This is a genomic window from Dyadobacter sp. CY323, assembly GCF_021390245.1.
Taxonomy (GTDB): Bacteria; Bacteroidota; Bacteroidia; order Cytophagales; family Spirosomataceae; genus Dyadobacter.
In genome coordinates this window covers 346332-365345 of the sequence record NZ_JAJUXH010000002.1, presented here as the reverse complement: position 1 = coordinate 365345, position 19014 = coordinate 346332, and the positions used below count along the sequence as shown (strand labels likewise).

The 19014-nt window shown below is 41.4% G+C and carries 30 protein-coding genes and 1 pseudogene; 30 read left to right on the top strand and 1 reads right to left on the bottom strand.

Annotated features, from left to right (window positions below):
* From rplD to carA, 29 genes are all read left to right on the top strand, one after another.
* The gene (gene rplD / locus LZG72_RS04945; protein WP_233868287.1) at window positions 1–630 is read left to right on the top strand and encodes a 50S ribosomal protein L4; all 630 of its coding nucleotides are present in this window, start codon (window positions 1–3) and stop codon (window positions 628–630) included.
* 2 nt (window positions 631–632) lie between these two features.
* Window positions 633–920, top strand: a complete 288-nt coding sequence (gene rplW, locus LZG72_RS04940; protein WP_233868284.1) for a 50S ribosomal protein L23 — start codon at window positions 633–635, stop codon at window positions 918–920.
* A gap of 40 nt (window positions 921–960) precedes the next feature.
* Entirely contained in the window at window positions 961–1785 is an 825-nt protein-coding gene (gene rplB, locus LZG72_RS04935) for a 50S ribosomal protein L2 (protein ID WP_233868281.1), read from the top strand.
* A gap of 8 nt (window positions 1786–1793) precedes the next feature.
* Window positions 1794–2072, top strand: coding sequence for a 30S ribosomal protein S19 (gene rpsS, locus LZG72_RS04930; protein WP_026631233.1), 279 nt, complete (start codon window positions 1794–1796; stop codon window positions 2070–2072).
* A gap of 51 nt (window positions 2073–2123) precedes the next feature.
* Complete coding sequence (gene rplV, locus LZG72_RS04925; protein ID WP_233868278.1) at window positions 2124–2513, top strand: 50S ribosomal protein L22; 390 nt, start codon at window positions 2124–2126, stop codon at window positions 2511–2513.
* Between the two features lie 18 nt (window positions 2514–2531).
* Window positions 2532–3365: a 30S ribosomal protein S3 gene (gene rpsC, locus LZG72_RS04920; protein ID WP_233868275.1), complete on the top strand. Its 834-nt coding sequence runs from the start codon at window positions 2532–2534 to the stop codon at window positions 3363–3365.
* Between the two features lie 43 nt (window positions 3366–3408).
* Complete coding sequence (gene rplP, locus LZG72_RS04915) at window positions 3409–3834, top strand: 50S ribosomal protein L16 (protein WP_138480884.1); 426 nt, start codon at window positions 3409–3411, stop codon at window positions 3832–3834.
* Between the two features lie 42 nt (window positions 3835–3876).
* Window positions 3877–4071 carry a 50S ribosomal protein L29 gene (gene rpmC / locus LZG72_RS04910; RefSeq protein WP_233868272.1) on the top strand — a complete coding sequence of 65 codons (195 nt, stop codon included), beginning with the start codon at window positions 3877–3879 and terminating at the stop codon, window positions 4069–4071.
* A gap of 14 nt (window positions 4072–4085) precedes the next feature.
* Window positions 4086–4349 carry a 30S ribosomal protein S17 gene (rpsQ, locus tag LZG72_RS04905; protein WP_233868269.1) on the top strand — a complete coding sequence of 88 codons (264 nt, stop codon included), beginning with the start codon at window positions 4086–4088 and terminating at the stop codon, window positions 4347–4349.
* A 2-nt stretch (window positions 4350–4351) separates the two neighbouring features.
* Window positions 4352–4720, top strand: coding sequence for a 50S ribosomal protein L14 (rplN, locus tag LZG72_RS04900; protein ID WP_138365934.1), 369 nt, complete (start codon window positions 4352–4354; stop codon window positions 4718–4720).
* Window positions 4721–4766: 46 nt separating this feature from the next.
* Window positions 4767–5108 (top strand): 50S ribosomal protein L24, encoded by a 342-nt coding sequence (rplX, locus tag LZG72_RS04895; RefSeq protein WP_233868267.1) that lies wholly within the window; start codon window positions 4767–4769, stop codon window positions 5106–5108.
* Between the two features lie 57 nt (window positions 5109–5165).
* A complete protein-coding gene (rplE, locus tag LZG72_RS04890) occupies window positions 5166–5720 on the top strand; it encodes a 50S ribosomal protein L5 (RefSeq protein WP_233868265.1) in 555 nt (184 codons plus the stop codon).
* A 28-nt stretch (window positions 5721–5748) separates the two neighbouring features.
* A complete protein-coding gene (gene rpsN, locus LZG72_RS04885; RefSeq protein ID WP_233868263.1) occupies window positions 5749–6018 on the top strand; it encodes a 30S ribosomal protein S14 in 270 nt (89 codons plus the stop codon).
* A 76-nt stretch (window positions 6019–6094) separates the two neighbouring features.
* Window positions 6095–6493: a 30S ribosomal protein S8 gene (gene rpsH / locus LZG72_RS04880; RefSeq protein WP_138480894.1), complete on the top strand. Its 399-nt coding sequence runs from the start codon at window positions 6095–6097 to the stop codon at window positions 6491–6493.
* 21 nt (window positions 6494–6514) lie between these two features.
* On the top strand, window positions 6515–7072 hold the full coding sequence (gene rplF / locus LZG72_RS04875; protein WP_233868260.1) for a 50S ribosomal protein L6: 558 nt from the start codon (window positions 6515–6517) through the stop codon (window positions 7070–7072).
* Window positions 7073–7122: 50 nt separating this feature from the next.
* Window positions 7123–7476 carry a 50S ribosomal protein L18 gene (gene rplR / locus LZG72_RS04870; protein ID WP_233868257.1) on the top strand — a complete coding sequence of 118 codons (354 nt, stop codon included), beginning with the start codon at window positions 7123–7125 and terminating at the stop codon, window positions 7474–7476.
* A gap of 14 nt (window positions 7477–7490) precedes the next feature.
* Window positions 7491–8006, top strand: coding sequence for a 30S ribosomal protein S5 (rpsE, locus tag LZG72_RS04865; protein ID WP_233868254.1), 516 nt, complete (start codon window positions 7491–7493; stop codon window positions 8004–8006).
* 32 nt (window positions 8007–8038) lie between these two features.
* The gene (gene rpmD, locus LZG72_RS04860; RefSeq protein WP_233868250.1) at window positions 8039–8218 is read left to right on the top strand and encodes a 50S ribosomal protein L30; all 180 of its coding nucleotides are present in this window, start codon (window positions 8039–8041) and stop codon (window positions 8216–8218) included.
* 13 nt (window positions 8219–8231) lie between these two features.
* Window positions 8232–8678 carry a 50S ribosomal protein L15 gene (gene rplO, locus LZG72_RS04855; protein WP_233868246.1) on the top strand — a complete coding sequence of 149 codons (447 nt, stop codon included), beginning with the start codon at window positions 8232–8234 and terminating at the stop codon, window positions 8676–8678.
* Window positions 8679–8724: 46 nt separating this feature from the next.
* Entirely contained in the window at window positions 8725–10038 is a 1314-nt protein-coding gene (gene secY, locus LZG72_RS04850) for a preprotein translocase subunit SecY (protein WP_233868243.1), read from the top strand.
* Between the two features lie 6 nt (window positions 10039–10044).
* Window positions 10045–10842, top strand: a complete 798-nt coding sequence (gene map, locus LZG72_RS04845; RefSeq protein ID WP_233868240.1) for a type I methionyl aminopeptidase — start codon at window positions 10045–10047, stop codon at window positions 10840–10842.
* A 13-nt stretch (window positions 10843–10855) separates the two neighbouring features.
* Complete coding sequence (infA, locus tag LZG72_RS04840) at window positions 10856–11074, top strand: translation initiation factor IF-1 (RefSeq protein ID WP_015813810.1); 219 nt, start codon at window positions 10856–10858, stop codon at window positions 11072–11074.
* Window positions 11075–11113: 39 nt separating this feature from the next.
* The gene (gene ykgO, locus LZG72_RS04835; RefSeq protein WP_015813811.1) at window positions 11114–11230 is read left to right on the top strand and encodes a type B 50S ribosomal protein L36; all 117 of its coding nucleotides are present in this window, start codon (window positions 11114–11116) and stop codon (window positions 11228–11230) included.
* 5 nt (window positions 11231–11235) lie between these two features.
* The gene (gene rpsM / locus LZG72_RS04830; RefSeq protein ID WP_233868237.1) at window positions 11236–11613 is read left to right on the top strand and encodes a 30S ribosomal protein S13; all 378 of its coding nucleotides are present in this window, start codon (window positions 11236–11238) and stop codon (window positions 11611–11613) included.
* Window positions 11614–11655: 42 nt separating this feature from the next.
* Window positions 11656–12051, top strand: a complete 396-nt coding sequence (gene rpsK / locus LZG72_RS04825; protein WP_031528731.1) for a 30S ribosomal protein S11 — start codon at window positions 11656–11658, stop codon at window positions 12049–12051.
* A gap of 78 nt (window positions 12052–12129) precedes the next feature.
* Window positions 12130–12735, top strand: coding sequence for a 30S ribosomal protein S4 (rpsD, locus tag LZG72_RS04820; protein WP_233868235.1), 606 nt, complete (start codon window positions 12130–12132; stop codon window positions 12733–12735).
* A gap of 131 nt (window positions 12736–12866) precedes the next feature.
* On the top strand, window positions 12867–13856 hold the full coding sequence (locus LZG72_RS04815) for a DNA-directed RNA polymerase subunit alpha (protein WP_233868232.1): 990 nt from the start codon (window positions 12867–12869) through the stop codon (window positions 13854–13856).
* Window positions 13857–13924: 68 nt separating this feature from the next.
* Entirely contained in the window at window positions 13925–14488 is a 564-nt protein-coding gene (gene rplQ / locus LZG72_RS04810) for a 50S ribosomal protein L17 (RefSeq protein WP_233868229.1), read from the top strand.
* 147 nt (window positions 14489–14635) lie between these two features.
* Window positions 14636–15739 (top strand): glutamine-hydrolyzing carbamoyl-phosphate synthase small subunit, encoded by a 1104-nt coding sequence (gene carA, locus LZG72_RS04805; protein WP_233868226.1) that lies wholly within the window; start codon window positions 14636–14638, stop codon window positions 15737–15739.
* Window positions 15740–15813: 74 nt separating this feature from the next.
* Here the strand turns inward: carA and LZG72_RS04795 are convergent.
* Window positions 15814–17307 (bottom strand): annotated as a pseudogene (locus LZG72_RS04795) (IS1182 family transposase).
* A gap of 381 nt (window positions 17308–17688) precedes the next feature.
* On the opposite strand from LZG72_RS04795, the gene eno reads away from it, so the two are divergent.
* Window positions 17689–18960, top strand: a complete 1272-nt coding sequence (eno, locus tag LZG72_RS04790) for a phosphopyruvate hydratase (RefSeq protein ID WP_233868217.1) — start codon at window positions 17689–17691, stop codon at window positions 18958–18960.
* Window positions 18961–19014: the final 54 nt, after the last annotated feature.

Here is a 19014-nt window from a genome sequence, read left to right as displayed (position 1 = left end):
ATGGAACTGTCCGTATTAAATATACAAGGAGAAGATACCGGCAAGAAGGTAAGTGTGTCTGAAGAAATTTTTGGCATCGAACCTAACACGCACGCGATCTATCTCGATGTGAAGTTGTACTTGGCTAACCAACGTCAGGGAACGCACAAATCAAAAGAACGTGCAGAGATTAATCACTCTACTCGTAAAATCAAACGTCAAAAAGGAACCGGTGGAGCCCGTGCTGGTAGCATTAAATCTCCGGTGTTCATAGGTGGTGGTCGTATTTTTGGACCACGGCCACGTGACTACGGTTTTAAAATCAATAAAAAGGTTAAAGTTTTAGCTCGTAGGTCTGCTTTTTCTGCAAAGGCTCAATCTGATGCGATTTCTATTTTAGAAGCTTTCACATTTGATGCCCCAAGGACTAAGTCTTACTTGAATGTGTTGAATTCACTTTCATTAGTGAATACAAAGACGTTGCTTATATTGTCAGCAGTTGACAGTAATGTGTACCTATCAAGTCGTAATATCCCAAAAGCGAAAGTAACAACGGTTGATTCTATCAATACGTACGATCTGATGTATGCTGACCGTCTTTTGATAAGTGAATCTGCGCTATCTATTTTGGAAACCCAATTGAACAAATAACAATGAGTGTACTGAAACGTCCGATAATTACTGAAAAGGTAACGGCTCAGGGTGGTCAAGGTAAATATGCTTTCGAAGTTTCTCTTGTTGCAAACAAGGTTGAAATAAAAAAAGCTATTGAAAAACTGTTCGGGGTTACCGTAGAAAGCGTTCACACAATGCGTAGCATTGGAAAAAGCAAGTCCCGGACTTCGGGGGGGAAATTTGTAAGTGGAAAAACGTCAACTATCAAGAAAGCTATTATAACAGTAGCGGAAGGTGAAATCATCGATATTTACGGTGAAGCATAGAATAGTTGATTGATTCAAATCTTTGACGAGTTAATAGCAAATGGCAGTTAAAAAATTAAAACCGACAAGTGCTGGTCAGCGTTTTCGCTCTGCTCCTACTTTTGAGGAGATCACTACTGCGAAGCCTGAGAAAAGTCTACTGGAACCCATCAAGAGAACAGGTGGTCGTAATAGCCAGGGGCACATGACCATGCGATATATTGGTGGTGGGCATAAAAGAAAATATCGGATTATTGATTTCAAAAGAAATCGTTTCGATGCGCCAGCCACAGTACTTTCAATTGAATATGATCCAAATCGTTCAGCGCGTATAGCTCTTGTACAGTTTGAGGATAACGAAAAGAGGTACATCATTGCTCCAAATGGACTGAAGGTAGGACAAGTTATTGTTTCAGGAAATTCGGTTGCCCCAGAAGTGGGAAATGCGCTTCCGCTGAGTGCAATGCCGATTGGTACAATCGTTCACAACGTTGAGTTGACTCCTGGAAAGGGTGGTCAATTTGCTAGGAGTGCAGGAGCATATGCCCAGCTGGTAGCCAGGGAAACCAAATATGCAGTTTTGAAGATGCCCTCTGGTGAGATGCGAATGATTCTTTCAACTTGTATCGCTACGGTTGGGACAGTGTCTAATGCAAGTCATATGAATGTAGCCTTAGGAAAGGCAGGTCGCAGAAGATGGTTAGGCCGTCGTCCACGTGTTCGTGGTGTTGCAATGAACCCGGTTGATCACCCTATGGGTGGTGGTGAAGGCCGTTCGTCAGGCGGTCAGCCTCGTTCGAGAAACGGACAGTTTGCGAAAGGTTTAAAAACACGTGACCGCAACAAGCATTCTGAGAAATTGATTATAAGCCGTCGTAAAAAATAATAGTAAAAATGGCACGCTCATTAAAAAAAGGACCATATATCGATTTTCGTCTTGAGAATAAGGTGACTGTAATGAACAGCGCTTCTCGTAAGTCAGTGATCAAAACTTGGTCTCGACGCTCAATGATATCTCCCGATTTCATCGGACATACATTCGCGGTACATAATGGTAATAAGTTTATTCCTGTATATGTAACTGAGAATATGGTAGGTCACAAGCTGGGAGAGTTTTCTCCTACTCGTAACTTCCGTGGGCACACTGCGAAAAAGGATAAAGGTAGAAAATAATTAGTCGACGATAGCTAGTCTGTAATAGGGCGAGCCTATATCTGAAAGAACATGGAAGCAAGAGCTATATTAAAAGATGTGCCTACCTCTCCTCGGAAGATGAGATTAGTAGCCGACATGATTCGCGGACAAAAGGTCAGCAAAGCGTTGGCACTTTTGAAATTTCAACCGAGAGCATCTTCACCGATTTTGCATAAAGTTTTACTTTCTGCGGTTGCTAATTGGCAGCAATTGAATGAAGACGCAAAATTGGAAGACGCTGATCTTATTGTCAAAACCGTATTTATAGACGGTGGGCGCATGTTGAAGCGTTTACGCCCTGCTCCGCAGGGAAGAGCACATAGAATTCGTAAACGATCTAATCATATTACAATTGTGATTGACGATGCATCGGTTTCTACGTTGGGTGCAGATAAGGAATCAGTAATCACCGAATCATAAGTAAACGATCTATATCGAATGGGACAAAAGGTTAATCCTATAGGTCTGAGACTAGGAATTGTTAGAGGTTGGGAGTCAAGTTGGTATGGAGGAAAGGACTTTTCTGACAAGTTAGTGGAGGACGAGAAAATCCGTAATTACATTAAGGCTCGTATCCCGAAAGGATCGATATCTAAAGTGGTTATCGAACGTACTTTAAAACGCATTACATTAACTATTCATACCGCTCGCCCGGGAATCGTTATTGGTAAAGGTGGTAGCGAAGTTGATAAGATTAAAGAAGAGTTAAAGAAAATTACAGGAAAGGATGTTCAAATTAACATCTACGAAATTAAACGTCCTGAAATTGATGCTAAACTAGTAGGTGAGGCAATCGCTCAGCAATTGCAAGCTCGTATTTCTTACCGGAGAGCTATGAAGCAGTCAATCGCTTCGGCTATGCGGGTAGGAACCCAGGGGATTAAAATTCGTTTGGCGGGGCGTCTTGGTGGTGCTGAAATGGCTCGTACTGAAGAGTATAAGGAAGGGCGAATTCCTCTGCATACATTAAGAGCAGATATCGATTATGCTATTTCAGAAGCTCAGACAATTTACGGAAAGATTGGTATTAAGGTATGGATCTTTAAAGGGGAGTTGTATGGGAAGCGTGATTTGACGCCCAGCGCGGCAACTGCTGCTTCTGACAGAGCTGATAGAAGTGCTTCTTCCGGAAACGACCGGGGTGGAAATGACAGAGGCGGACGAGGAGATCGCAGAGGCGGTAGAGGGAACGATGGAGCTCCACGTAGCGAAGGTGCTGGTGGTGGAAGCGAAGCGGATCGTCGCAAAAGAAATAAGAATAAGAAGAAGTAATCAGACATTTCCGGTGATGATGCCGGTTCAATAGATTAGAATCATGTTACAGCCGAAAAGAACAAAATTTCGCAAGCAGCAAAAGGGAAAAGGTTCATATAACGGTTTGGCTACTCGTGGACATGAAATCGCTTTTGGGTCGTTTGCCATTAAGGCGCTCGAACCAGGTTGGTTGACGGCACGCCAAATTGAAGCAGCTCGTATCTCTGTAACACGTGCTATGAAGCGCGAGGGCCAGGTTTGGATCCGTGTTTTTCCGGACAAGCCTATTACCAAGAAACCTGCAGAGGTTCGTATGGGTAAAGGTAAAGGTGCCCCTGAGTATTGGGTTGCTCCCGTAAAGCCTGGAACGATCATATTTGAAGCAACAGGTGTTGCACTGGATACCGCCAATGAAGCATTGCGTTTGGCTGCACAGAAGTTGCCAATTAAAACCAAGTTCGTGGTGCGTCGGGATTACCAGGAATAGGGCTAACCCCGAATGTATTAAGAACACTAATTATTTAAAGCAATGACTAGTAAAGAAATAAAGAATCTTTCGCAAGATCAGCTTAAAGAGCAGATCGCCCAAGAGAGAGAGCGCTTACTCCGGTTGAAATTTGCTCATGCTATTTCTCCGATTGAAAACCCTTTGCGTATTCGCGCCTCACGTAAGGAAATTGCAAGACTCTTAACCGAGCTGTCGGCTAAATCTATCCAACAGTAAATCAGTTTAGAACTATGGAGGCAACAGAAAGAAATTTACGCAAAGAAAGAGTTGGTAAAGTGGTGAGCAACAAAATGGAGAAATCCTGTGTGATCACCGTTGAACGGAAGGTGAAGCATGCCAAGTACGGTAAGTTTATGACTAAAACTACCAAGCTTATGGTACATGACGAGATAAATCAGGTTGGTATTGGAGATACAATCCGAGTATCTGAAACTCGCCCGCTGAGCAAAAATAAGCGTTGGAGACTAGTAGAAATCCTTGAAAGAGCGAAGTAATCATGGTACAGCAAGAATCAAGACTGTCAGTAGCAGATAACAGTGGTGCAAAAGAAGTACTTGTAATCCGTGTTTTAGGCGGAACCGGGAAACGTTATGCATCAGTTGGCGATAAGATCGTAGTGACGGTGAAGGCGGCTCTGTCTTCGAGCAATATGAAAAAGGGAACGGTTTCAAAAGCCGTGGTTGTACGGACTAAAAAGGAAGTACGGCGTAAAGATGGTACCTATATCAGGTTTGAAGATAATGCGGCAGTTTTATTAAATAACAATGACGAACCACGGGGTACTCGTATTTTCGGACCTGTTGCAAGGGAACTGCGTGAAAAGCAGTTTATGAAGATTGTATCTTTGGCTCCGGAAGTGTTATAAGAAATTCAAGCTTAAGTATTTCTTTAAACTGTAATTAAGAATACCAATGGAAGTTAAACATAAGAAGGCGCCATCTAAGTTGCATTTGCGCAAAGGCGATATGGTAAAAGTTATTTCTGGTAACGCAAAGGGTGAGTCGGGAGTAATTAAAAAAGTGCTTGTTGAGAAATTAAGAGCAACAGTAGAAGGCGTAAACATGATCACGAAGCATGTTAAACCAAATGCTCAAAACCCACAAGGTAGCATCGAAAAACTCGAAGGAGCAATTCATATAAGCAACCTTATGGTTGTTGACCCTAAGACGGGTGAAGCAACCAGGACAGGGCGTAAAGCTAATGATAAAGGTAAGTTACAGCGTTTTTCTAAAAAGACAGGAGAGTTCTTATAATCTATCGGTTAATATAGACTAATAAGTGGGTCGGTAATCCACATAATCATAGAAAAAATGGCACAGCCAAGATTAAAGCAAAAGTATCTGAGCGAAGTTGTTTCGCAGTTAAAAGGAAAGTTTCAATACAAGTCTAGCATGCAGGTTCCTCGGTTAACAAAGATTGTTATCAATAAAGGAATCGGTGCTGCGGTTTCAGATAAGAAATTGGTTGATACCGGTGTTGAAGAATTAGGGTTGATCACTGGTCAAAAAGCAATCGCAACGATTTCTAAGAAAGCGGTTTCTAATTTCAAGTTACGTGAGAATATGCCGATCGGCGCAAAAGTAACATTACGTGGTGATAAGATGTATGAATTCTTGGATCGGCTTACTTCTATTGCCATGCCTCGTGTAAGGGATTTCAAGGGAATTAGCGATAAGGGCTTTGACGGGCGTGGGAATTATACTTTTGGTGTAAAGGAGCAGATCATATTTCCAGAAATTAGTATTGAGAAGGTGAACAAGATTACTGGGATGGATATTACGTTTGTAACTTCTACCAATTCGGATGAAGAAAGTTATGAACTGCTAAAAGCTTTGGGGATGCCTTTCACCAACGCGAATAAATAAGGACATTACTTAAGATTATTTACCAACAATGGCAAAAGAATCAGTTAAAGCAAGAGAGAGAAAAAGGCAAGAATTGGTGACTAAATATGCTGAAAAGCGTAAGAAGTTGAAAGCTGCCGAAGACTGGGTTGGTTTAGACAAATTACCACGCAATTCTTCTCCTGTTCGTCTTCATAATAGGTGTAAGATCACGGGGAGACCCCGCGGGTATATGCGGAAATTCGGAATTTCGAGAGTTCTTTTCCGAGATATGGCTTCTGATGGAAAGATTCCAGGAGTTACAAAATCAAGTTGGTAGGAATACTTTCAATTCTGATTTCAATTACTTAACTTTGCACTCCCATTTGAAAGGGGTGTTTAAACTAGGCACAAAAATGTTAACGGATCCCATAGCAGACTATCTGACGAGACTCAGAAACGCCATCAAGGCGAAGCACAGGGTTGTTGAGATACCTGCATCCAACATAAAAAAAGAAATTACAAAAGTACTTTTTGATAAAGGGTATATTCAAAGTTATAAATTTGATGAAATAGGCCCACAAGGAACTATTAAAATCGCTTTGAAATATAATCCTGTGACAAAGCAATCTGCAATTGTCAAATTGGAGAGGGTTAGTAAGCCTGGACTGCGGAAATATTCAGGTTCATCAACATTACCACGAGTTTTAGGCGGTTTAGGAACAGTAATTATTTCTACTTCTAAGGGAGTAATGACTGATAAAGAAGCTAAAACACTTAATGTTGGTGGTGAGGTGTTATGTTTCGTGTATTAATATTTTAAAGTTATTCAGGAAATGTCACGAATAGGAAATAAAATTATCGTTTTGCCAGCAGATGTTTCTGTTTCGATTGCAGAGGATAATGTTGTCTCGGTCAAAGGGCCAAAAGGAACTCTCTATCAAGCTGTTGATACAGATATTATTGTAGAGGTTGAAGGCAGTGAATTGAAGGTTAAGAGGCCTACTGAGCAGAAACGTCATAAGGCACTGCATGGTTTGTACCGGTCTCTCATAAACAATATGGTTATAGGAGTTGGAACAGGATATAAAAAGGAGTTGGAGATTATTGGAGTAGGTTATAAAGCGAGCGCAGCTAATAATGTGCTTGAATTACAGCTAGGCTATTCGCACAATATTTTCATGGCCATTCCAGAAGAGATTAAGTTAACAACAACTTCTGAGAAAGGTCAAAATCCTAAAGTTATTTTGGAAGGTATTGATAAGGAATTAATAGGTTCTGTTGCTGCGAAGATTAAATCGCTACGTCAAGTGGAACCATATAAAGGTAAAGGTATACGGTTCGTCGGCGAGGTAGTTCGTCGTAAGGCAGGTAAATCTGCTTCTAAGAAGTAATCCTCAACCACGTTGTATAAGATTATTAATAAAGTTAGATAAGATTTAAAATGGCTAACGCAAAAGCAGACAGAAGACAACGCCTTAAACTTCATATTCGTAAGCGGGTGAAGGGTAGTACCGAGCGTCCAAGACTATCAGTTTTTCGTTCGAATACAAGTATTTACGCACAAATTATAGATGATATTAGTGGTGTAACATTAGCCAGTGCATCATCTGTGGATTTAGGTGGAAGAAAGGAAAATTCGAATGTGGAAGCAGCTCTTCAAGTTGGAAAGAAGATTGCTGAAAAGGCGCAGGAAGCGGGTATCCAAGCGGTGGTTTTTGATCGGAATGGATATTTATATCATGGTAAAGTAAAAGCATTGGCCGAAGGAGCTCGTGAGGGTGGCCTGAAATTCTAAGTATATCAAAGACTATGTCTACAAATACAAGACCTTCAAAGGTCAATGAATCAGACTTGAAAGAGCGCGTTGTTGCAATCAATCGGGTAGCGAAAGTTGTAAAAGGTGGTCGCCGTTTTAGTTTCTCTGCTATTGTTGTTGTCGGTGACGGAAATGGGGTGGTTGGGTATGGCCTAGGAAAAGCCAATGAGGTTACTGACGCAATTGCAAAAGGCATTGATGATGCAAAAAAGAACCTTATTCAGATTCCAATGCTGAAACATACGGTTCCTCATCAAATGGAGGGCAAGTTTAGTGGTGGATTCGTTTTGATTAAACCAGCTGCTCCTGGAACGGGTGTACTTGCTGGGGGGCCAATGCGTGCCGTTTTAGAAAGTGCTGGAATTAGGGACGTATTAGCGAAGTCTAAAGGATCTTCCAATCCTCACAACGTAATTAAGGCTACTATTGATGCTCTTTTGAAGATGAGAGCTCCACATCAGGTTGCCTTTCAGCGGGGAGTTAAACTCGAAAAAGTTTTCAATGGGTAAGCCTGTCGGCTTATTTTTATCCGAAAGTAATCATGTCAAAAGTACGTATTACACAAGTTAAGAGCACAATTGATCGTCCAGAAAGACAAAAGCTTACTATTAAAGCGCTGGGTCTGGGTAAGATTAACAGGTCAGTTGAAAAGGAAAATAGTGACGCTATTGCGGGCATGATCCGCAAGGTGAGTCATTTGGTTAGAATCGAAGAAATTTAATAGATACAATAGTATGAATCTTAGTTCATTAAAACCAGCTGCTGGCTCTGTTAAAGTGGGAAAGCGGGTTGGACGAGGTCAGGGCTCTGGAAGGGGAGGAACATCTGCTCGTGGTCACAAAGGTGCTCAATCACGTTCTGGATATAGTCGTAAACCAGGTTTTGAAGGAGGGCAGATGCCACTTCAAAGAAGGTTGCCAAAATTCGGCTTTAACAATATTAACAGAGTTGAGTATAAAGCACTTAACCTTGATGACATTCAGTCTCTTTCAGAAAAGATTGGTGAGAAGGTTATAACATTACAGATGATAAGCGAACACGGTTTGTGCGCAAAAAATGACCTTGTGAAGATTCTTAACCGAGGTGATATTTCAGTTGCTATCGAAATTCATGCTCATGGATTTTCAGCGGCTGCGGCTGAATCGATTGAAAAGGTCGGTGGTAAAGCGGTTAAGTTATAAATTTACTAGTCACCAATTGCTCGACTGGTTAATGTAAGCCCACATAATGAAACGATTCTTAGAGACGATAAAACACATATTTGCAATTGAGGAGTTGAGAACACGTATTCTCAACACTCTTTTGTTTATAACAATATTCCGTTTGGGGTCTTACGTGGCTTTGCCGGGTGTTGAACCCGATCAAATGAATGTGTCTTCCCAAGGTCTATTAGGACTGCTGGATACCTTTTTGGGAGGAGCTTTTAGTAAGGCTTCAATTTTTGCATTGGGGATAATGCCTTACATCTCAGCTTCGATTGCGATTCAGCTTCTGACAATGGCTCTGCCTTACTTTCAGAAAATGCAAAAAGAGGGAGAATCAGGTCGTAAAAAATTAAACCAGATTACGAGGGTTCTTACAATAGTTGTCACATTAGTCCAGGGTACAGCATATTTAAACACGACTGTACCAGATGAAGCCTTGTTAGTTACCAGAAGTTTATTCTCCATTTCGTCTGTTTTTGTTCTTACGGCTGGAACTATGTTTTGTATGTGGTTGGGTGAGAGAATAACAGACAAGGGAATCGGAAATGGAATTTCAATGCTTATAATGATTGGTATTGTTTCAAGATTTCCTGGTGCTATTTATAAGGAGTTTGTTTCAAGAGGTAGTGGAGGAATTTTGTTGTTCGTCCTAGAGATTGTTGCTCTGTATTTTGTTATAATGGGGGCAGTAATGTTAACGCAGGCAGTCAGAAGAATTCCTATCCAGTATGCAAAGCAAGTAGTAGGTACTAGGGTGATGGGTGGGCAACGTCAGTATTTGCCTTTAAAGTTGAATGCTGCTGGCGTAATGCCAATCATTTTCGCTCAGGCTTTGATGTTTATTCCGTCACTTGGTGCATCTTATTTTGCAGAGAAAAGCGATTTTGCGAGTAATGTAGCGACGATATTTGCGAATTATACTACCTGGCAATATAACTTGTTGTTCGCGGTGCTTATCATTGTCTTCACCTTTTTCTATACCGCCATTTCAGTAAATCCACAACAGATTGCTGATGATATGAAAAGAGGAGGTGGCTTTATTCCGGGAGTTAAGCCGGGTCAGCAAACGTCAGAATATATTAGTTCTGTATTAGATAGAATCACTTTTCCAGGTTCTCTGATGCTTGCTGTTGTTGCCACTCTACCAGCGTTTGCGAGTTTACTAGGTGTATCAACGGATTTTGCCCACTTTTTTGGTGGAACGTCTTTGTTGATTATGGTTGGCGTTGTTCTTGACACGTTGCAACAAGTTGAGAGCTATCTGCTTATGAGAAGGTATGAAGGGTTGATGAAATCTGGTCGTGTTAAAGGAAGAACAGAGAGCGTTGCTATCTGATTAAAGATGATATACCTCAAGACAGAAGAGGAAATAAGCCTCATTAAAGACAGTGCACAGGTTCTCGGCAAAGCTCATGGAGAAGTAGCTACTTGGGTTAAACCTGGTATTACGACTAAAAAGCTTGACATTGTTGCAGAAGAATATATAAGAGATTTTGGTGGAATACCGTCTTTTAAGGGGTTTAATAAGTTTCCCGCGTCACTTTGTATATCAGTTAATGAGGTAGTTGTACATGGCATTCCAGGGGGATATGTATTGAAAGATGGTGATATTGTCTCAATTGATTGTGGGGTTAAGTTAAATGGATTTCATAGTGATAGTGCCTATACTTATCCTGTAGGAGAAGTCTCTGCTGAGGTAATGGATTTGCTTTCTGCTACTAAAAAGTCTCTTTACAAGGGTATAGACCAGGCAATTGATGGCCAAAGGATTGGTGATATTGGGCATTCAATTCAAAGTTTTGTAGAGGAGAGAGGTTATACTGTAGTGAGGGAGTTGGTTGGACATGGTGTCGGGAAAGATTTGCATGAAGGGCCAGAAGTTCCGAATTATGGTAAAAGAGGTAAGGGAATTAGGTTGCGTGAAGGAATGGTTTTGGCAATTGAGCCAATGATAAATTTGGGTTCTAAGTCTGTAATGCAGGAGAGAGATGGTTGGACCATCAGAACCAGTGACAGAAAATATTCTGCTCATTTTGAGCATACGGTTGTGGTGAGAAAAGGTAGACCGGAAATTCTGACAACATTCGATTATATAGAGAAAGTGACGGCCAACACCAGCCTTATGGTTGAAGTAAAGTAATTAAACGCTACGAATGGCAAAACAAGCATCAATCGAACAAGACGGAGTAATTCTCGAAGCTTTGTCAAACGCAATGTTTCGGGTTGTATTAGAGAATAAGCACGAAGTGATTGCTCATATTTCAGGGAAGATGAGGATGCACTATATAAAGATATTACCGGGCGACCGTGTAAAGTTAGAAATGTCTCCTTATGACTTATCTAAGGCTAGAATTACCTATAGATACAAGTAAGGAGTTGATCACCTTTTATTAAATCATACGAACAATCAGATGAAGGTCAAAGCATCCGTTAAAAAGCGCAGTGAGGACTGCAAAGTTATACGCCGTAAGGGGAAGGTATATGTAATTAATAAGAAGAACCCACGGTATAAACAAAGACAAGGTTAATCATTATGGCACGTATTTCAGGAGTAGATATTCCAGATCGCAAAAGAGGCGAGATCTCATTAACGTACATTTTCGGAATAGGACGTAGTTCTGCAAAAAAGATTCTGGATAAGGCTGGTGTGGATCTAGATAAAAAGGTGCTTGATTGGACAGACGAAGAGTCGGGAGCAATCCGTGCTGTTATTTCTGGTGAATACAAAGTGGAAGGGGCTCTTAAATCTGAGGTTCAGTTAAGCATTAAGCGCTTAATGGACATCGCTTGTTACAGGGGTCTTAGACATCGTAAAGGATTGCCATTGCGTGGTCAAAGAACTAAGAATAACTCTCGTACTCGTAAGGGTAAACGCAAGACAATCGCGAACAAGAAAAAGGCTACTAAATAAACCATGAGCAGTGGATTGTCTCCACAACTTATTCCATAAGCAATGGCACAGAATAAAAGAAAAGATAAAGCAAAAAAGAGAGTTGTAGTTGTTGAATCTGTTGGTCAGGTACACATCAAGGCATCCTTCAATAATATTATTATTTCAATTACCAATAGCAACGGCCAGGTTATTTCCTGGGGATCTGCTGGTAAGATGGGATTCCGTGGATCTAAAAAAAATACTCCTTACGCTGCACAGACCGCAGCACAGAGCGCTGCACAAGTAGCCTTTGATCTTGGAATGCGTAAGGCTGAGGTTTTCGTGAAGGGTCCCGGCTCTGGTCGTGAATCAGCTATTCGTACAATCCAAAATGCGGGAATTGAGGTAACTACCATTCGTGATATTACTCCGCTTCCACATAATGGATGTCGTCCTCCAAAGCGCCGCAGAGTTTAGTAAAAATATCCATTCGTAATTTGGACACTGGGGTTACTGAATGGTTTTCAATAAATTAAGTACATAAAAAAGTTTTTAATGGCACGTTATACAGGTCCCAAATCAAAGATTGCAAGACGTTATGGAGAGCCCATTATGGGTCCAAGCAAAGCGCTGGCAAAAAAGAATTACCCTCCCGGAATGCACGGAAAGGGGCGCCGTTCCAAAAAATCGGAATACGCTTTACAATTAATGGAAAAGCAAAAGGTTAAATTCATTTACGGTATTCTTGAGAGACAGTTCAGAAATCTATTTGAAAAAGCTTCAGTTAAGGATGGTATTACAGGTGAAAACCTTTTAAAGTATTGCGAAGCACGTTTAGATAACACAGTCTACCGTCTAGGTATAGCTCCTACAAGACGTGCTGCACGTCAGCTTGTAGGTCATAAACATATTCTTGTAGATGGTGAAATCGTAAATATTCCATCTTACTCGTTGCGTCCAGGACAGGTTGTGACGGTTCGGGAAAAATCAAAATCCCTCGAGGCTGTTACAGATAGCTTGGCAGGTCATAGCTCGAAAACTTTTAATTGGCTGGAATGGGATGGTCAGCAACTCTCAGGAAAGTTTGTTACATTCCCGGAACGTGAGCAAATCCCGGAAAACATCAACGAGCAACTTATCGTTGAGTTGTATTCTAAATAATCTTCATTTAAATGATACTCCCCGTTTTTTTTCGGGGGAGTATTTTTTTCGCCGGCAACGGCATTTTGCGATCGCAAAGGTAACGGTAGCGTGATCAACTATCATTTACTACTATAAAAGGAGCAAAGACTATGTCAATATTAGCTTTCCAAATGCCTGATAAGGTCGTCATGGAAAAAGCAGATGACTTTCACGGGTTGTTTGAGTTTAAGCCTTTAGAGAAAGGGTACGGCGTAACGATTGGTAACGCGTTACGTAGAATACTTCTTTCATCTTTGGAAGGTTATGCCATCACGAGCGTGAAATTTCCAGGTGTACTCCATGAGTTTTCTTCTATCGAAGGTATTGTTGAGGATGTAACGGAAATCATCCTGAACCTGAAAATGGTTCGTTTTAAAAAAGTTTCGGATCTGAATGAGAGTAGAATCGTTGTTAACCTGAAAAATGTGTCAGCAATCACAGCTGGTGATATTGGAAAGTTTACCAATGCTTTTGAAGTGTTGAATCCAGACCAAATCATTTGCCATATTGATGATCAAAAGGAGTTCGAAATGGAACTTCTTCTTGACAAGGGTAGAGGATATGTTCCTGCGGACGAGCCTCGTGCCAATGAATTGCCATTTGGCTATATCGCAGTGGATTCAATTTACACACCTATTAAGAATGTTAAGTACAGTGTAGAAAATACACGTGTTGAGCAACGGACGGATTATGAGCGTCTTTTAATTGACATTCAGACAGATGGTTCGATTCATCCGGAGGATGCTCTAAAAGGTGCAGCTAATATTTTGATTCAACACTTCATGTTATTCTCTGACCAAACGATGACGTTTGAGAAGCAAAAAGCAGAAGAGGATAATCAGGTTGATGAAGAGATGTTGCGAATGAGAAAACTTTTAAAGACTTCATTGTCTGAGCTTGATCTTTCTGTTCGTGCATATAACTGCTTAAAATCAGCTGATGTTAAATCCCTTGGGGATTTGGTAAGACTTGAAATTTCGGATATGATGAAGTTCCGTAATTTCGGTAAAAAGTCTCTTACTGAGTTGGAACAGCTGGTGGCTGACAAGCAACTCACATTTGGAATGGATGTGGCGAAATATCGCCTTGACGAGGATTAATTATTCCATCATAAGTATGTATTCTGTAGCGCGTAAAACGCAGCTCGAAGCAACTAAACAACAAAAAAATGAGACACGGTAAGAAAGATAATCATTTAGGAAGAACAGCATCGCACCGGAAAGCAATGCTTTCTAACATGGCTTCCTCCTTGATTATTCACAAAAGAATTGAAACAACATTAGCAAAAGCCAAAGAACTTCGTAAATACGTTGAGCCTTTGTTAACACGGGCAAAAGAGGATTCAACCCATAATAGAAGAATCGTTTTCTCTTATTTGAACGATAAAGAATCTACAAAGGAGCTTTTTGGAGCGGTTTCAGATAAGATTGCAGACCGTCCAGGGGGTTACACCCGCATTATTAAACTGGGTAACCGACTTGGTGATGCAGCTGAGACAGCTTTAATCGAACTAGTTGATTTCAACGATGCTCTTCTTTTGGCTAATGCAGACAAACCAGCTAAGACACGTCGTAGCAGAAGGGGTGGAAGTAAGAAGGCTGATGGAACTGCTGACGTTCAGACAGTATCTTCAACAAAAAAAGAAGATCATCCCATAGTCGCAGAATCAGAAGAGATTTCGGAGGAAGTGAAGGATACAGATGAATCAAAAGGCGATACTGAAAAGGAATAGTTTTGGAAATTCATTAAGAATATTGAAAAAGGGTTAAGCGATTTCGTTTGACCCTTTTTTATGGTTAAAAATCTGTATTTTTGCAGCAAATTTGAATAAACATACTGAGTCCGTGCATTGACAGCATGGCGATCACATTAAACAGATATGAATCAAAAAAACGAAGCTCTGTTATTACTCGAGGACGGTACGGCTTACAAGGGTCTAGCTTTGGGCATGCGCGGTACAACCGGGGGCGAAATTTGCTTTAACACCGGGATGACGGGATATCAGGAGATTTACACGGATCCATCTTACTACGGGCAGGTCATTGTGAATACCAATTCGCATATTGGCAATTATGGAGTGCAGTTAGAGGATGAAGAGGAGTCTGCATCTGTGAAGATTAGAGGAATGGTTTGCAATAACTTCTCCCAGATTTACTCGCGTTATACGGCTGACTTTTCGTTACAAGAATATTTTGAAAGGGCGAAAATTGTTGGAATCAGCAATGTTGATACAAGACATTTGGTACGTCATGTAAGGGAAATAGGGGTAATGAACGCCATAATTTCTTCCGAAATTCTGGATGAGAAGCGTTTAATGGAGGAGTTATTAAAAATACCTTCCATGGACGGTTTGGAATTATCTTCGCAGGTAACAACTACTGAGCCTTACTTTGTTGGTGAAGAGGCATCCAGCAAGTGGAGAATAGCTGTAATGGACTATGGGATTAAAAAAAGTATCTTAAAAAACCTGACATCCCGTGGATGTTATTGTAAAGTATTCCCAGCTAAGACACCTTTTGAGGAGGTTATGGAATGGCAGCCAGACGGTTTCTTTATATCAAATGGCCCAGGGGATCCTTCCGCGATGTTATATGCTGTTGAAAGCGTTAACCAGATGATAAAGAGTAGTAAGCCGCTGTTTGGGATATGTCTCGGACACCAGTTACTGGCACTTTCAAGTGGCATAAATACTTACAAAATGCACCACGGTCATCGTGGCCTGAATCATCCAGTAAAAAACCTCATTACAGGATTTTGTGAGATCACTTCACAAAACCATGGTTTTGCTGTCAATCCGGCGGAAATCGAGAGTCACCCGGATATTGAGATTACTCACGTTAATTTGAATGACAAGACGATTGAAGGAATTCGCAGAAAGGATTATCCTGCATTTTCCGTACAATACCACCCGGAAGCATCCCCAGGTCCGCATGATTCACGATATCTGTTTGACCAATTTATAAATTTGCTCAGTGCAAACTAATCAAAAAAGCCTCAGCGTTTGTGGCCGTTGCACAACGTTAAAATAATGGCTGAATAATTCATTTTATTAAATGGTTATTCAGCCATTTGTTTTTCAGGGTGTTCAAATAAGTTGACCATCATTGGGCTTAATGCCAACTCAAAAGCAGGTAAAAGCCTATTGATTGCTGTTTTAACCTCTTGCAGTGTTTTTGAGATCCTTTTTCTTGTCCTGATTGATATGCCGTTCACAAGTTTTTTCAGGTTATAGGCTACTGCTGCCATGATCATGCATTTGTTTGCCAGCTTAATGCCTTTAGTATTTACCTGCCTCATACCCACGAAATTTATCAGTGTACCTAGTACCGGCTCTACTGTACCTTGCCTTATCTTTTTAGCCTATTTACCGCTTTCGGTCTGCAGTCGCTGGTGGATCTGCGTATAAAGATCTTTTGCAATAGAGTCCTTCAATTTTTTTATACCTGCCGGACTTGCACATGCGTCCTTAAAAGGGCATCCCCGACAGTCTTTAACACCTGTGCTGTAAATCTTATGCGTATTTGTATTTACTTTCTTGAGATGGCGATAGGTGAGATGCTTCCCTTGGGGACAGGTATAGCGGTCGTTTTTCCGGTCATATATAAATCCTTCACGGCTGTCCCTTGTCCTGCTACCTGACTTATTGGGTATGTAGCCTTCAATGTTATTGTCTGTCAGGGCCTGCAGAGCTGCCTCGCTGCTGTAGCCTGCATCGGCAAAGACCTCGGCGACCTCCAATCCGTTTTCCTTCAGGTTATCAATTACTTTGGCCAGCACCTGTGGCAGGCATTGGCCGTCCCCTTTGTCTGCATGAAAAGCCTGGATGTGGGTAACCACATGATTGTGGGTGTCTACACTTACCTGTGCTGAATAGTTCAGCCGGGTAATTTTTCCAGGTTTTACCGATATACGTGCATCGGGATCCGAAGGGCTATAGCGGCGCTCATTGAGCGTTTTATCCGATTTTGCATTCTTCCTTGGCTTTACATCGGCGTTAGTAGGCGTCCCATCCTGTTGATCATTCCTATTGGCATCCAGCTCTGTGCCATAGGTCCCAGCATCATCGATGACTTCTCGCTCAACAACACTGGACATGGCCGCGTTGGCCTTCACAAATGCACTGTCAATCGCCTGCCTTTTCCCTGAAATGAGCCCCTTTTCTATGCACATTTTTAACACTAGCTTAAATATGGCTGTAAATTCCTGCTCGCCAAAAAGCTGTCTGGTACGGCTTAGGGTAGAATGCCATGGAAGCTCCTCATCAAGGTCATATCCCAAAAAATAAAGGATATCCATGCGCATACGGGAAGTGGCAATGATGCGCCTGTCGCTGTTCAGGTTCTCCAGATAGCCGACAAGCATCAGTTTCATAAAAACTACCGGATCGACACTTTTCTGGCCTTCCCTTCCGTAATATTTGGAAGTTGAATCATATAAGAACCTAAGATCCAGCACGCTTTTGAGCTGCCTGTAGAAATTGTCCTGGGGAACATAGTCCGATAGTTGGAACCGGATAAAAAGCTTCTCCTGATAGTCTTTCTTGCCTTGCATACCTGAAGATACAAATTAATAATCTGTATATCAACTCTTTAAAACAAAAAAAGACACAGCAGACCAAATTGTCTGCTGTGTCCTCGACTCAATACGTGTCAGTTGTGCAACGGCCACGTTAGTTGAGGCTTTTTTGTGCAGTGTCTGTGAGCTAAGTGTCATCTTATTTTAGTGACTACATATATATCGCGGAGAACCTTTAAAGTTGGAGTAAAGAATGAGTATGACAGGCCTCATAATCCCGAACATTATGGCGAGATCTAATGCCTTCCAGGATTGCGTAATTTTAAGTAAAGCAACGTTTAGGTTTATGGATGACGATTTTTTTTGTGTTATTTTGTAGCGTTAACATATTCAAATTAAATCAAACCGAAGCTGCAAATGAGTACGATTCAGTCAGTACATGCAAGACAAATTCTGGATTCAAGAGGAAACCCAACGATAGAAGTTGATATACGTACCGAAAATGGATATTTGGGGCGGGCTGCTGTTCCTTCTGGAGCTTCAACGGGAAAACATGAAGCTGTAGAGCTTCGCGATGACGATAAAAGTATTTACGTTGGAAAGGGGGTTTTGAAAGCGGTTGAAAATGTAAATGATATCATTTTTCCCGAATTGATCGGCTGCTCTATCTTTGAACAAAACCTGATCGATAAGATCATGCTGGAATTGGATGGAACCCCTAACAAAGCAAAACTAGGCGCAAATGCGATTCTTGGTGTTTCTCTAGCTGCTGCAAAAGCTGCGGCGCAGGAAGCAAATCTTCCGTTGTACCGTTATGTCGGCGGAACGAATGCAAACACGCTGCCGGTACCGATGATGAACATTCTAAATGGTGGAAGCCATGCGGACAATTCGATCGATTTTCAGGAATTCATGATCATGCCGGCCAAGGCGGACACATTCTCACAAGCATTGCGTATGGGAGTAGAAGTTTTCCATACTTTGAAGACGGTTCTTAAAAGTAAGGGATATTCGACGAACGTAGGTGATGAAGGTGGTTTTGCACCGAATATCAAATCAAATGAAGAGGCGATTGAGGTGGTTCTGCAGGCAATCGAAAAAGCCGGTTATAAACCCGGGGAAGAAATTTTCATTGCAATGGATGCTGCTGTTTCTGAGTTCTATGAGGATGGTCTGTACCACTTCAAGAAGTCCGATGGCCGTAAACTTACATCACCTGAGATGGCAGATTATTGGACACAGTGGGTCGCTAAATATCCGATCATTTCTATCGAGGATGGAATGGACGAAGATGACTGGGCTGGCTGGAAAACTTTAACCGATTCGGTTGGCAAGAAATGCCAATTAGTGGGAGATGATCTTTTTGTAACGAATGTAACTCGCCTGCAACAAGGAATTGAATCACAAATTGCGAATGCAGTTTTAGTAAAGGTAAATCAGATCGGTTCTTTAACTGAAACGATTGATACAGTCAATCTTGCGAAACGCAACAGCTATAAGAGCATTATGTCACACCGCTCGGGTGAGACCGAAGATTCGACTATTGCAGATCTTGCAGTAGCATTGAACACAGGTCAGATCAAGACTGGATCGGCTTCACGCTCTGATCGTATGGCGAAATACAATCAGCTACTTCGGATCGAAGAAGAACTTGGAGAGAGCGCCTATTTTCCTGGCTTGAAATTCTAAATACCTGAGGAACCGGAGCTTTAAGCTCCGGTTCTCATTTATAGACTAAGCTAA